14 protein-coding genes are annotated in these 14,133 nt (G+C 38.3%); 7 read left to right on the forward strand and 7 right to left on the reverse strand.

Annotation, left to right across the window (positions count from 1 at the left end; genetic code table 11):
* The first annotated feature begins 2 nt into the window (after window positions 1-2).
* Window positions 3-689, forward strand: a complete 687-nt coding sequence (locus LY11_RS14265; RefSeq protein ID WP_111634339.1) for a YgaP-like transmembrane domain — start codon at window positions 3-5, stop codon at window positions 687-689.
* A 27-nt stretch (window positions 690-716) separates the two neighbouring features.
* Here the strand turns inward: LY11_RS14265 and LY11_RS14270 are convergent, their stop codons facing one another.
* Window positions 717-1,199, reverse strand: coding sequence for a DUF5362 family protein (locus tag LY11_RS14270; protein WP_111634340.1), 483 nt, complete (start codon window positions 1,197-1,199; stop codon window positions 717-719).
* Window positions 1,200-1,331: 132 nt separating this feature from the next.
* On the opposite strand from LY11_RS14270, the gene ychF reads away from it, so the two are divergent.
* Window positions 1,332-2,426 carry a redox-regulated ATPase YchF gene (ychF, locus tag LY11_RS14275; RefSeq protein WP_111634341.1) on the forward strand — a complete coding sequence of 365 codons (1,095 nt, stop codon included), beginning with the start codon at window positions 1,332-1,334 and terminating at the stop codon, window positions 2,424-2,426.
* A 181-nt stretch (window positions 2,427-2,607) separates the two neighbouring features.
* On the opposite strand, the gene mgtE is transcribed toward ychF, so the two are convergent.
* Both mgtE and LY11_RS14285 read right to left on the reverse strand, forming a co-directional pair.
* Window positions 2,608-3,981, reverse strand: a complete 1,374-nt coding sequence (gene mgtE, locus LY11_RS14280; protein WP_111634342.1) for a magnesium transporter — start codon at window positions 3,979-3,981, stop codon at window positions 2,608-2,610.
* 93 nt (window positions 3,982-4,074) lie between these two features.
* Window positions 4,075-4,659, reverse strand: a complete 585-nt coding sequence (locus tag LY11_RS14285; protein ID WP_170132687.1) for a TetR/AcrR family transcriptional regulator — start codon at window positions 4,657-4,659, stop codon at window positions 4,075-4,077.
* A gap of 359 nt (window positions 4,660-5,018) precedes the next feature.
* Between LY11_RS14285 and LY11_RS14290 the strand changes: the two genes are divergently transcribed.
* The gene (locus tag LY11_RS14290; RefSeq protein WP_111634344.1) at window positions 5,019-5,744 is read left to right on the forward strand and encodes a LytR/AlgR family response regulator transcription factor; all 726 of its coding nucleotides are present in this window, start codon (window positions 5,019-5,021) and stop codon (window positions 5,742-5,744) included.
* 323 nt (window positions 5,745-6,067) lie between these two features.
* On the opposite strand, the gene LY11_RS26700 is transcribed toward LY11_RS14290, so the two are convergent.
* Complete coding sequence (locus LY11_RS26700; protein WP_170132688.1) at window positions 6,068-6,214, reverse strand: hypothetical protein; 147 nt, start codon at window positions 6,212-6,214, stop codon at window positions 6,068-6,070.
* Between the two features lie 68 nt (window positions 6,215-6,282).
* Between LY11_RS26700 and LY11_RS14295 the strand changes: the two genes are divergently transcribed.
* The 4 genes from LY11_RS14295 to ku all read left to right on the forward strand — a co-directional run bounded on the left by LY11_RS14295 (window position 6,283) and on the right by ku (window position 11,932).
* Entirely contained in the window at window positions 6,283-7,344 is a 1,062-nt protein-coding gene (locus LY11_RS14295) for a sensor histidine kinase (RefSeq protein WP_111634345.1), read from the forward strand.
* Between the two features lie 67 nt (window positions 7,345-7,411).
* Window positions 7,412-10,243, forward strand: a complete 2,832-nt coding sequence (locus LY11_RS14300; protein ID WP_111634346.1) for a lantibiotic dehydratase — start codon at window positions 7,412-7,414, stop codon at window positions 10,241-10,243.
* Between the two features lie 162 nt (window positions 10,244-10,405).
* The gene (locus tag LY11_RS14305) at window positions 10,406-10,981 is read left to right on the forward strand and encodes a hypothetical protein (RefSeq protein ID WP_111634347.1); all 576 of its coding nucleotides are present in this window, start codon (window positions 10,406-10,408) and stop codon (window positions 10,979-10,981) included.
* Window positions 10,982-11,161: 180 nt separating this feature from the next.
* The gene (ku, locus tag LY11_RS14310; RefSeq protein ID WP_111634348.1) at window positions 11,162-11,932 is read left to right on the forward strand and encodes a non-homologous end joining protein Ku; all 771 of its coding nucleotides are present in this window, start codon (window positions 11,162-11,164) and stop codon (window positions 11,930-11,932) included.
* Between the two features lie 222 nt (window positions 11,933-12,154).
* Here the strand turns inward: ku and istB are convergent, their stop codons facing one another.
* From istB to LY11_RS14325, 3 genes are all read right to left on the reverse strand, one after another.
* Window positions 12,155-12,886 (reverse strand): IS21-like element helper ATPase IstB, encoded by a 732-nt coding sequence (gene istB, locus LY11_RS14315; protein ID WP_111634349.1) that lies wholly within the window; start codon window positions 12,884-12,886, stop codon window positions 12,155-12,157.
* A 23-nt stretch (window positions 12,887-12,909) separates the two neighbouring features.
* The gene (locus LY11_RS14320; RefSeq protein WP_111634350.1) at window positions 12,910-13,770 is read right to left on the reverse strand and encodes a Mu transposase domain-containing protein; all 861 of its coding nucleotides are present in this window, start codon (window positions 13,768-13,770) and stop codon (window positions 12,910-12,912) included.
* Between the two features lie 92 nt (window positions 13,771-13,862).
* The coding region (locus tag LY11_RS14325) for an integrase core domain-containing protein (RefSeq protein ID WP_146610802.1) at window positions 13,863-14,133 on the reverse strand (271 nt) is incomplete at its 5' end.

Below are 14,133 nucleotides of genomic sequence, written 5' to 3' on the forward strand. Positions count from 1 at the left end.
TTATGGAAGCGCCAAAGACACATCTTAAATTACGTTCAGGTAAGTTCTCTATTGAAAAACATGAATATTCTAATGTAGGTTTAACAGAACGATTTGTTTCTGTATTTGCGGGAGCTGTTTTATTAAGCAGAAGCCTGAGTAATCCATTCAGGCCTGGATTTTTATACGGCGCATACCTTACCTACAGAGGTTTTACCGGGCACTGCCTGTTTTACGAGCAATTAGGCATTGATGCGAGGCGGCCACAAGCCATTAACGTGCGTGGTGAATTTGTGATCGACAGGCCTGCTGCTGAAGTGTATAGCTACTGGAGAAATCTGAAAAACCTCCCAGGAAGTTTAAATTACCTGATGGATGTGAAGATGATCGATGAACATTTATCTCTTTGGAAGAGTAAGGTGCTCGGAAATTTAATCCCGGTAGACTGGAAGGCAGAAATTGTAAAAGATGAACCCGGACATTTGATTGGCTGGAAATCCACTGCCGACTCTATCCTGCGTCATGTTGGAAAAGTAGAATTTGAGGAAACTGCGGATGGATTGGGCACTGTCCTTAAGATTATTATTTCTTATCATCCGCCTGCAGGAGGCCTTGGAATAGGTGTTGCCAGGTTATTAAATCCTTATTTAGAGCATTTGCTGACTAAGGAAATCAAAACCTTTAAACACCAGGTAGAATTACCTGTATAAATATTATACAGGTAATTTTATAAATGATTAAGCTGGCGCTTGTCCTCCTGTAGTGACAAATAGAACGATCATCAGTATATAAAGTGCGATGATTACAATAGTTAGTATCCCCCAGAACTTAAAAAATGATTTCAACTTGCTGATCGCTTCACCTAAACTTGGCTGATCGGCAAATAAAACAGCTTTAGTGGCCGAAGTAGAAAATTTATAGAGCAAAAAGCTCGGGTAGAACTGCAATAATGCAAACAATAAATAAATTATTGTCCATACCGTAGATCCTAATTTCAACATTGGATTACCTGGCATGGTGGTGCTTAAAGTAGATAACATTGCGCCTACACTAAAAGCAGACATCACAAACATTGCCGTAAGTACAAACCCTACAATTGATAGAAACCTGGTCCATTTCGCTGCATCATAGATATAGCTGCGTATATCTTCCGTAATCCATAATGCATCAACCTCCGCATCCTCCTGCAATTCTGGTTTTATTTCTTCAAAGTTGTCCATGATCTTATATTGTATTGAAAAATCTATTTTAATTTTTTAAACATAAAGAATATTTGGGTGTACCACAAGTTTATTGCAGGATGGATTTAAAAAAATTGATACCTTTGCGCCAAATCAAGAAAAAAATCATTCATGGCATTACAATGTGGGATAGTTGGTTTACCAAATGTTGGAAAATCCACCTTATTTAACTGTTTATCAAACGCAAAAGCTCAGGCTGCAAATTTTCCTTTCTGTACAATCGAACCTAATATTGGTATCATTACGGTTCCTGATGAGCGTTTAACCAAGCTTGCTGAGCTGGTAAAACCAAATCGCGTAGTTCCGAATACAATCGAAATTGTTGACATCGCTGGTTTGGTAAAAGGTGCATCCAAAGGTGAAGGATTGGGAAACCAGTTCTTAGGAAACATCAGAGCGACCAACGCAATCATTCATGTTCTTCGTTGTTTTGACGATGGAAATGTAATCCATGTGGATGGTTCTGTTGATCCTATCCGTGATAAAGAGATTATCGATACTGAATTGCAGCTTAAGGATTTGGATACGGTAGAGAAACGTATTCAGAAAGTTGAGAAACTGGCTAAAACAGATAAAGACGCTAAAAAGACTTTCGAAATCCTGAGTGTGATCAAACCTCATTTAGAGAGTGGACAGTCTGTTCGTTCAGCAGCTTTGACTGAAGAAGATTTCGAATTTATCGAGGATTTAGGCTTATTAACGCAGAAACCTGTCATGTACGTTTGTAATGTAGATGAGAATTCTGTTATTAATGGCAATGCTTATGTTGACCTGGTAAAGGAAAATGTAAAAGGCGAAAACGCAGAAGTATTGATTATCTCTGCTAAAATTGAATCTGAAATTGCTGAACTGGAAAGCTATGAAGAACGTCAGGAGTTTTTATCTGACTTAGGATTAGTTGAATCTGGTGTAAATAAACTGATTGTTGCGGCTTACCGTCTACTGAACTTATATACTTATTTCACTTCAGGTGTTCAGGAAGTAAGAGCATGGACAATTACTAAAGGTTTTACTGCGCCTCAGGCTGCTGGTGTAATCCACACAGACTTTGAAAAAGGATTTATCCGTGCTGAGGTAATTAAATATAATGACTTCATTACTTTAGGGTCAGAAAATGCTTGTAAGGATGCCGGAAAACTTGGTGTTGAAGGTAAAACTTACGTAGTTGAGGATGGTGATATTATGCACTTCCGTTTCAACGTATAATCAATTGATAAATGAATTATGGCCTGTTGTTCAGGCAGGCCATAATTATTATACCTGCGCGCTTGCAATTCAGGTTTATCCTATAGTTCTTTATAGGAATTAACAAAGTAAAAATAGCCGCATCAGTTTTAAAATTGATGCGGCTATCAGAAAAGTATATTTTAGTAAAAATAGTCTTTATTTACAATAATACCCCGGTCAGGAACATCACCGCTACGGAGAAATAAATAATCAGCCCGGTAACATCAACCAGTGTAGCTACAAAAGGAGCCGATGAAGTTGCAGGGTCAGCCCCTAGTTTTTTAAGCAATAACGGTAACATGGATCCTGCAAGAGAGCCCCACAATACAACACCTACAAGAGCTACACCTACGGTAACACCTATCAATGCCCAATGCGGCCCATATAAATTAGAGAATAATGTCCAGATAAAAATTCTCAGGAAACCTATCGAGCCCAGGACCAGCCCAAGCATTAATCCTGAGATAATCTCCCTGCGCATAACACGCCACCAATCACCTATCGTAATTTCTCCTAAGGCCATGGCCTGAATAATCAGTGTTGAAGCTTGAGAACCACTATTACCACCACTGGAGATAATTAATGGAACAAACATCGCAAGTACAACTGCCTTAGCAATATCGGCCTCAAAATGTGCCATTGCTGTTGCTGTTAACATTTCTCCAAGGAAAAGTACGACCAGCCAGCCAATACGTCTTTTAAACAGCCCGAAAATAGGCATATCAAGATAAGGTTCATCCAGTGCCTGGGTACCCCCTATTTTGTGCATATCCTCCGTGTACTCCTCGTTTGCAATCCACAAAATATCATCGACAGTCACAATACCAAGCAGCACATGATTATCATCTGTTACCGGTAAAGCTACCCTGTTGTTCATCCTGAAGACATTGATTGCTTCTTCCTGCGGATCATTTGCATTCAATGCAATAGATCTGTTATCAGTAAGCTCCCCAACAGGAACCTCTGGATTAGCAAGTAAAATCTCTCTGATCCTGATGTCGTCCAGTAAAATACCATTTTCGTCTATGACGTAGATTACATCAATCGTTTCTGAATCCTTACCGTATTTCCGGATGTGTTCTAAAACTCTTTTAACAGTCCAGTCCGTTTTAACAGCTATATAATCGGGTGTCATTAATCGCCCGACACTATCTTCCTTATAACCAAGCAGAGATAGGGCTTCTACCCTGTCTTTAGCTGGCAATAAAATGATTAATTTCTTTACCGCATCCCCCTTAAGTTCAGAAAACAATGAAGTTCTGTCATCAGGAGGCAGTAAATTAATAAGCTGTGCAAGCTTTTCTCCGGGAAGTTTCTTTATAATCTTTTCCTGAGTAGGAAAATCCAGAATTCTAAAAACGTTAACTGCCCTTTTAATCGACAGTGTATCTATGAATTTGACCGCATATTGAGGAAGTTCGTCTATAAGATGTTCAACGTCCGAGATATTAAGCGCGTCTAAATATTCCCTTAACTGTACATCGCCTTCACGCTCAATTAGTTCAACAACTTCTTCAACAACCTTTTCTTCCATAAATAGCGCTTTTATTATTTACATGTTTCTTTTGCTTTACCAAGATTGCAAAAGTGATGTTTTATTTTTAAAAACGCATTACGTAAACTATAATTAATTGTAATCCTTATCGTTTATAACATCCCCGAATGTCCATTCCACAATCTTTTCCATAGAATGCTGCAATTCATTTTTAGTTTCATCATGATTTCCTAAAACAAGATGGTTAGTACCTGCAACAAGCAGCGTAGAAACTATGTTAAAATAAGTAATGCAATTATCAGATCCCTGCCCCTTTGCTGGCTGTAATTTTCTTTTGAGTAAGCGGTTGCTGCCAGATCTCTTTTTGATTACGATGTTATAATCAGAAGTATCATTTAATAATGCTGCCTGCATCTGGCAATGATCATAAAAATAATTAAACCTTTCTTTTAGCACCATATTGATTGACTGCTGCATAGAAAGGGTAGTGTCTTTAGACGCAGCGGGCTCTGTCAGATTGTTTGTCCAAAAGTCATTTTCCACTACGCAAGATTTCACGAGTTCATTGAAATCTCCAAAATAGCGGTATATAAGGATTTTTGAAACCCCTGCTAATTTAGCTACTTTATTAACACCCAATCCGCCAAAGCCATCCTTTTTAAGGATCACACCTACTGCATCTAATAACTTTCTTTTTGTATTTTCTTTGTTTTTCATAGGTCGGATATTTTCATGGTTAGCTGTTGCTTCCTGATAAATGAAATGTGCATGAGCGTAGCAATTTGCATACTCATGCAGTTCCATTTATTGTTCTTCATCAGTATTTAAACTATATAACCAGGCGAGTTATAAATTCATGCGGATATCACAAAGATCTTCTGCAATAACATCGTGCAATTGATTTAGCTGTTTAATTACAAGATATAAAGCAGAGCCACGAGAGGGGAAAATCTTATATAAAGACGGCAGAATTTTATATAAAAGGGTCAAAATTCACTAAAAAGCATCTATCATTGCATTAATGCTTGTATATTTATGTTGTTTAATTAAGAACCCAGACAATAAAATAATAGCGTATGATGATGAGCTGTATTGTTATTGACGACGAACCTCATGCTATTGATGAGTTATGTGAGTTGATTGCACAGGTACCACACCTGAACTTAGTACAGAGTTTTCCGGATGCCAGGCAGGCGATTGCCTATTTACAGGAAGCAGAGCATGTCGATATTATCTTTTCAGATATTAGTATGGCTGTCCTTAACGGAATAGATGCCGCCGAAATATTAAATAACTACTGCCATTTCCTGGTTTATGTAACTGCACACAGAGGTTATGCTCCTGAAGCTTTTCAAGCTAAAGCCGATGGTTACCTGCTTAAACCCGTTAGTTATATATCCTTCACACAGAAAGTAGAAGATCTGACACTTAAGCATCAGGATATTATCAAACTGCAGAGAGACGAGCAGCAATTTCTGTTTATTAAGGGCGGACAAAAGAGCAGTTTTATAAAGATAAAATATAGTGATATTGTGTATATCGAGGCAATGTTAAATTATATTATGATCCATACCACTACTGGTCATGAAATAACATATATTGGTCTGAAAGCAATGGAGGATAAACTGCAGATTATGGACATCTTTTTCAGGATCAACAAATCGATTATTATCTCTTTGAATTATTTGGATCGTGTGGATGGAAATATTGCAAGACTGGCACCAGGACAAAGTTACCAGATAGGTGATAAGTACAAAAGTGTGTTCCTTGATTTTCTAAGGAAACACACTCTGAAATCTTAAGGTTTAGATGTTCTCTGGTTTGAATGACGTTGCCGGAAAATTTGGTCCGCCACCACTACTTATTGTTGGATCAACAGTGGGAAAAGTCGGTCGGCCAATTAACGGTTTTTGGTACAAAAACAACGTTTTTTTTGACAGCGTTAGTTTTTTCTTAGTCAAGTTCATAGTGATTTGATTATAATTGATATACAATATAAACATAAAATCTGTCCAAAAAAAGTCTGAAAGGCCCTGGAAAAGAAGATTAAGATTTAAAAGTGTGCTTCTGGATTTAATAAAGAAACACACTTTCATATCTAGATAGATTCATTTTTCAGGAAAGTTTATGCGGGTACAAATCCTGAATTAGTGGTTCCTGTAAATGTTCCGGACGGATCTACCGGTGCAACTGTAGGACGGCGGTCAGTTTGTTTTTGATATAAAAACAAAGTTTTTTTTGTTAGTGTTAGCTTTTTTTTTGTCAAACTCATGGCTATAATTTTTGGTTTATAGCCAATGTTATCTCCTTGAAAAACCTCTCACATCTTTATTATATTACATGCTAAAATTATTATATAAAGACCTTCTAAGGCCAACAAAAACAATCCGTATACACTTGTTATGCTGGTTTATCTTTATCTTATATGAGCTAAGCCTTTTAGAAATAATATCAGGAAGTACACGTCCTGCATTTCATTATGTCATTTATTATCTCTTCAACATTTCTTTATTTTATATCCATTCCCAACTAGTACTACCGCGCATCACTAAAAAGTTCATCGCATCCCTATGGCTCATTCCTATATTTACAATATTGGAGCTCGCGGTTTACTGTGGTATTGCCGTAGTTATCAGCTGTCTGATCATGTTATTTACTAGTGAACCCATAAAAATTGAGTATTTTAACATTAAGTTTTTTGGGATTACGCTTTGGCGTGGCATCTATTTTATACTCTATGCTTCCGCTTATTATATTTTTCTTAGCTATCACAGAAAAAGACAAGCAGCATTAACTAAAACCATCGAAAACGAACAACTACAAAACGAACTCCTGCGCGCCGAACAAGATTTCCTGCGTGCCCAAATCAATCCGCACTTACTTTTCAATACCTTAAGTTTTATCAAGTACGCAGCTAAGAAAAAACCAGAAGAGGCGAATGAAGCTATTATGAGATTATCCAGTATTATGGGTTTTGCTCTGGAAAACAATAGCCAAACTATTCTTGTCTCGAAAGAACTGGAACAAGTTGAAAATATTATCAAGCTGAACCAATTGCGGTTCAACCATACTTTGCACATCAATTATATTACCCAACTCCATAACGCACAGGCTACAATTATTCCCATTATTATACTGACGCTGGTCGAAAACACTTTTAAACACGGAAACCTCCTGGATAAAGACTATCCAGCAGAAATCAGGATAGAATCAACAGCTGAATATTTAACCATTCAAACCAGCAACCTTCCAAATTACGACAGCAATGTACAAAGCAGTAAAACCGGACTGGCAAATATTACCTCCCGCTTAGATCAGTTCTATAAAAACAACTACAAATTCACTCACGAAATAGCCGGTAATTTATTTAAGGCCGAACTTGTATTGAAGCTGAAAAACTAGCTAAACCTTTGCGTTAAACCAGTATCTTATTGTTTAATTATTTATTAAAATATCTAAACATTATTGTATGAAATTAACGATCTCCCCTGTCAGTATTACGCGTACGCCAGTATTTTCTCATGTAGAAGACCTGGGCAACGTTTGGGATGAACTCAAAGATTATATCCATGAGTCCTCCCCCACCTTTTTTGAAATGATCAGCGCTTATGAATATTCCGATCTGAAAGCGTTAGATCCCAAAATCAAGTTTACTATCTGGAAGTATTTTAACCGCGCCAAATTCCGGGCTACCCCCTATGGGAATTTTGCCGCATTTTCGATCATCCCGATCGACAATGAAAACAGTACAGCCCCAGTAACCCTGTCCAAAAAACATATTGTCCATCGTTTTATCAACTGGCAGGAAAAAGAGCACTTTAACACCGACCCGAAATGGTTAATCAGCCATGCACGCTTCCTCACCACCAATACCACTGCCTATATTGGAGGAGGAGAATTACGCTACTTAAATACCGAGGGCGGCTCCTTCGAACTATCAGCCATTGATGCAGAAGAAACCACGCAGCTTACCTTAGACTTTTGCCGCACCAAACGAACCGTCGAAGAAATACAAAACTTCTTACGCAGCGAGTATAACCTGAGCAAAGCAATGACCACCTACTTTTTGGAACAGCTCGTTACCTTTCAACTTTTAATCACAAACTTCCAACCGAACATTATCGGGCCCGATTATTATGGCCGGATTGGCTATGCACAACCGGAGAAGAAAAATGATTATATTATCTCAGAAAGAAAAAGGATAAAAGGTCAATTATCAGAAAGGAGGCTTCAGGTTCTCGCTGAACTAACCGATTTTCTCTCTAAACACACAGAGGCTGGTAAAAGTGCATCCCTGGATGATTTCAGGAATAAATTCGTTAAAAAATTTGAACACAAAGAAGTGCCGCTCCAGATAGCCCTTGACCCTGAAATAGGTATCGGTTACCGCTCCATGAGCCTGAACAAAGATGAAGGGCTGTTAATTCAGGATTTAAAAAAGAACAGAACCTACAAACAGACACAACAGATCGCTTATACTCCCTTACATCAATTCATCCTGAATCAAATGATACAACATCAAAACATTCAGCTATATGATTTTAAGGAACAAAGCACAAATCCACCGCAGCCTGTTGCAAATACGATCAGCATCTTACTGCAATGCACAGAAGATAATATCATTATAGAAAATATTGGCGGAAGTACAGCAAATTCGCTTTTAGGAAGATTTTCTCTGGCAAGTGAAGAAATTACGGCAATAGGCCACCGGTTTGTTCAACTTGAACAAGAAGCTAATCCGGGTATCTTATTTTTTGATATTGGTTATCAGATTGAAAAACATGCAGACAATATCAACCGCAGAAAAGCTATCTACAATTACGAATTACCCATTTTAAGCTGGCCTGAAAGCAAGCATATTTTAGCATTAAATGATATTATGGTGAGTGTAAGAGGTGAAGAATTGATACTTCATTCCGTAAAGTATGGTAAACGGCTCATTCCAAAATTAGCCTCCGCTTATAATTACGGAAGATCAGATCTGGCAGTTTACCGCTTTCTTTCCGACTTACAACATCAGGGCCTGCACTCGAGTTTAAGTATTAACCTCTCCAATATTTTCCCCGGACTGGTACATTATCCAAGGGTGCTGTATAAAAATGTGATTCTATCTCCCGAAAAATGGCTGGTTCCCAAGTCCGTCAGTCAGGAAACCAATAAGGATCAGTCCTTAACTGAATTGTACAATTGGCTGAACACTATTAATTTACAAAGACCTTTTAAGGGTGGAGACGGAGATCAGACTTTAATTTTCGACCCCGGGATACAAGAAGATATGTATTCATTTAAGCTCTTCTGCAAGAACAAAACAGGATTATATATTGAAGAAGCTTTTATTCCTGCCCAACCCCAGGTAGTTGATGAAAACAAAGAACCTTATCTGCCAGAATTTATTGTCAACCTAGAACATAGAGAACAACTCTATCCACCTTATCCATTCCGTGGCACCTGGAACAATGAGCAATATTTTTCTAATTTATATTTACCGGGAGAAGAATGGCTTTATTTTGAAATCTACTGTCACTCCACTAAATCCAATGCCATCCTTCTTGAAATTAACAAACAATTCATTCATCCTTCGGAAAAGAAAATAAAAAAATGGTTCTTTATCCGTTATAATGATCCCGCTGATCATATCCGTTTAAGATTTCAGTTGAAGGAAGTTAAAGACGGATATGAACTTATAGCCAGTCTTTCCCGCTTGATTGCACCTTATATTACTTCAGGAATTATAGCAGATCTGCAGCTTAAAACTTATCGGCAGGAAACAGAAAGGTATGGCGTGAAAAGGATGGACCTGGTGGAAAAATGTTTCGCGGCAGATAGTGACTACATCCTGACTATTATTGCGAAGCCCGTTGAAATCAATGATCTCTATATTCTATCTATCAGTTTGATCGAAGATGTGCTGTATAGCGCCATGTATACCCTCGGGGAACAATTACAATTTGCAGAAAGGATGTACACTAATTTTGCTGCAGAGTTTAATATACAAGCTGATGCTACTAAAAAGATTAATCAGAGTTATAAAGATTTAAATTTTGATCAGCTTACTATAGTTTTGACCAAATTACAGCAGAAAAAGGCTATCCGGACAGTACACACTTTTTTGAATAGTTTAAAAGCTTGTCTGGAAACTGAAAAAAATAATATGCTCTCAGATTTGTTCCATATGCACGCCAATAGAATTTTTCATCATGATCAGCGCATGCACGAAATGATCCTTTATAATTTCCTGACTAAAAGGATCAAAATGAAAATTGGCAGGTTACAGAATAAAAGTTTGCCCCAACCCATTTAGTTTTCAACATTTACGCTAGATGACTCAAAAGCAACAAGTTCTGTTAAAAGAATAATAAAAAAAACAAGCTGCGCATGGAACAAAATTACTATTTTTACTGAAGTGGTAACATGAGTGTTTTCCCTGTAAGAATTCAAATGAGGCTTTATTAATAGATAAGCTATGAAACCTTCAATTAAAAATTATTATAACGCTCCTTCAGTATTGGTCAAGAGCCTTGAAGCGATTGAAAACTTTCAATCCGCTCACAAGGTTTTTCTTAAAAAGAATACGGAGGATGCGAGGAAATCAATGGCACAATCACTGCAAACAGTCAAACAATTGCAAGATGAATTGTCTGCTCCTGATGAATCTGCTGACGACATCAGGGTCGCTTTTTTAAAACAGGTCATTGCCCTTGAACAAAATATTGATGCTATTCATAAAGATGGTCTGTACCCCGACTTATACAGGGACAGTGAATCTTCATTCAGACTGCTCAAAGATATACTTGATAGCTTTAAAATATCATTGTTATCTAAAGGGGAATCCTATCCATTTGTAGAGCTTTCTACAAGCAATAACGAATGGAAAGACTATGGTGTAATTGCTTTTTGCAGAGACGTAAAGAATAACCTGAATCCAATAAAATTCAGGAACTTATGGGATGCCCTGCAATGCTACGAGAAAAACAAAACACAGCTTAGTTATACTTTTGAGATTTTATCAATTACAGGAAACCTGGGTAAACAATCTTAAACACAAACCACATCAGGACGTTCAGTATTGAACGTCCTGATTATTTTAATTCAACTACCTGCCTGTTAAACTCATGGCATAACCGGAATCCGGGTGATAACAACAAGAAAGATTCAAAGTTTCAGGAAGGGAAAACAAAAGAAAACATGTGTTGTTAAACCAATAATTAAAGCACTTGGTATGAGATCACTTTGGAATGGAGCTATTGGATTTGGATTGGTAAATATCCCGGTTAAACTTTTCTCTGCCGTACAGCAGAGCCACCTGGACCTGGACATGCTGGACAGTAAAGATCATTCCAGGATCAAATTTCAGCGCATCAATGAAAAAACAAGAAAAGAAGTATCTTTTGATAAAATTGTCAAAGGATATATGCTCAATAATAATTATGTAATACTCGATGAGCACGATTTTGAAGACGCAGCTCCGGATAAAAGCAAGATGATCTCACTGGAAAACTTTGTGGACCTGCAGGACATCAACCCTATCTATTACGAAACTTCTTATTATGCCCAACCTGAGAAACAGGGCAAAAAAGCATACGCCTTATTATTGAAAGCGCTGGTCAAATCTAAAAAAGCAGGGGTAGCCAGGTTTGTGTTGAGAAACACAGAGAATCTATGTATTATCCATCCCTTAAATGACATTCTGGTCGTGACAAAAATACGGTTTGCCGAAGAGATCAGATCTGGCGAAGAACTTAAAATCCCTGAGACTGATACGATCACCAAAAAGGAGCTGGAGGTTGGCATGGCGCTGATTAAACAATATAGTTCAGCATTTGACATCAGGGGTTTCAAAGATGAATACAGCAAAGAACTTTTGAAAATTATCAAGGCGAAAGCCAGGGGCAAAAGAGCTACTGTTAAAAAATTGAAACCCCGTGAGAGTAGTAATGATGATCTATATAGCCAGCTAATGCAAAGCCTGGAAAACAGAAAGGGAGCTTAGTGGCAATTTTAACGCTGAAATTTATGGGCTGGGAGGAGAAATAAGAAGCTATCGAGTATACGTTTATAAATAGAATAGCAAACAATACCATATTTACCGGGGGGAACCTTTGCTTGAAATAAGCAAGTAGATATTCCGACGAAATGACGCCAGTGTTCCGCACTAAAGTACGCCAGCCAGACCGGCCGTATCACCACTAAGTAAGAGTGGTATTTTTCAAACTTAATGATTTTTTTTCTTTCTCAAAGATTTGCCCGTTAGGGCTATTCTGTGCGCAGAAGCTGCCAGTCTGTCCATTATTGCATCAGCCAGCGTTGGCTCATCAATAAAGTTGTACCAGCTGTCCACCGGCAACTGAGAAGTAATGATGGTCGAGCCATTTCCATATCTGTCTTCCAGGATATCCAACAGTGCAATTCTTGCATCATTATTCAGTGCTTTTAGCCCAAAGTCGTCCAGGATCAAAAGCTTATTTGCTGAGATTCCCCTGATCCATTTCAGGTAAGAACCATCAAGCCTAGCCTGAGCTAAAGCATCCAGAAATTTATTCATACTAAAGTATTGGGTGCGGTAGCCCAACAGACAGGCACTCCGGCCCAAGGCACAAGCCAGAAAACTCTTGCCACAACCAGTGGCCCCTGTGATGAGTATATTCTCGCCTTTGTCGATAAACATACCATCAGAGAGCCTTAGGATCTGTTCTCTTGTAATTCCTCTTTCGGCATTACAGAGTATGTCTTCGGGCAGCGCATGATAACGCAGCTTACTTGCTTTGAGGTACTTTTGCGTGCGGGAATGATCCCGGTATTCGACTTCGGCCTGGGTGATGATAGCAATCAGTGCATGTACATCCTGCAATTCATGTATAGGCAGCGATAGTGCTGCCTCATATCGTTTAGCCATGCCAGTCAACTTTAGTGTTTTAAGTTGTTCTACTGTGTTTTGTGTATTCATGATGTGGGTTTTATGTAAGTTGTTTAGTTATAGGCCTCAGGCCCCCTGAGGTTAGTATGGACAGGAATGCGGTATTCGGCAGAGGGATCCTCTTCCAGCATATCCATATTGTTATCAAGGATTTTTTTGATCACACTGTAGCTGAACTTGTTTCCCTTTAAACCTCTTTTACAGGCGGCCTCCATTCGGAGAGTGCCGTAGGCACTCATTAGCCGAAGCAAGCCAAGGCAGGAAGTATAAGACTGATCGATGACCAGTCTGCTGTCCATCACTTTTTTGAAGAATTCAAAAGTGTAAGGTCCATTATCTTCCGCCTTTTTCAGGTAATAATCAGGACTCCAGCCACGTTGTTTATCAATAGCCTGATGTCTTTCAGGCATATGCTCTTTAATACTGGTATAGCCATGACTGGTATAATTCCTGGTATGTAAAGCGATCCTTTGGTTATCATGATAGATTTCCACGTGATCAGCATCGTAGGCAATACGGACTTCCTTGCCGATGTAGCGATATGGAACAGAGTAAAAGTGCCAATCCTCACCAACCAGTACATGGTAATGCTTTTGAACTTTCGCTTTGGTGTAATGCCGTATCGTATACCCGGAGTCTGCCAAAGGTTGTAATAGTTCTTTTTCATGACCAGCAAATAACTCCTGTCTGCTAAAGGTCTTCTTCTGGAAGTTCAGCTGGTGGTGCTGGTTTAGCTTTTCCAGGATTGCCGCGTTTAATTCAGCAAGACTATGGAAGGTCTGGTTGCGCAGGCCTGCATAAATACGTCTGTAGGTGATCTTAACATTGTTCTCAACAGAAGGTTTGTCCTTAGGTTTGTATGGACGGGCAGCAAGGAGCGCAATATTATTGTGGTTTGCCCATTGCTCCAGCATATCTGTAAATACTGGTTCGTATTTACAACTGGTCTTGTCCGGTTTTTAGTTTACAGTTTTGAAGAGTGAATATTTCTACTTAAAACTATACATTATGATTTGATTGTAACTACATCTGGCACTTTTTTCTTTCTGGTATTTTTCCAGTATTTTATCAATGGTTCAGTAGTTTGATGAGCAACTTCTGGAGTTAGAAAACTACAACTCATATGTGGTCTAATATTATTGTAGGCTTCTATTGCTGTTTTTACTGCGAATAATGCTTCAGTTCGGGATTTGAATATCCTGCTTAGTTTAAATTCAGTTTTTAGAATACCATTTATCCTTTCAGCAATTGGATTTTCATAAGCTTCACCATGCTGG

Source organism: Pedobacter cryoconitis, from assembly GCF_003259615.1.
In the GTDB taxonomy this organism is placed as follows: domain Bacteria; phylum Bacteroidota; class Bacteroidia; order Sphingobacteriales; family Sphingobacteriaceae; genus Pedobacter; species Pedobacter cryoconitis.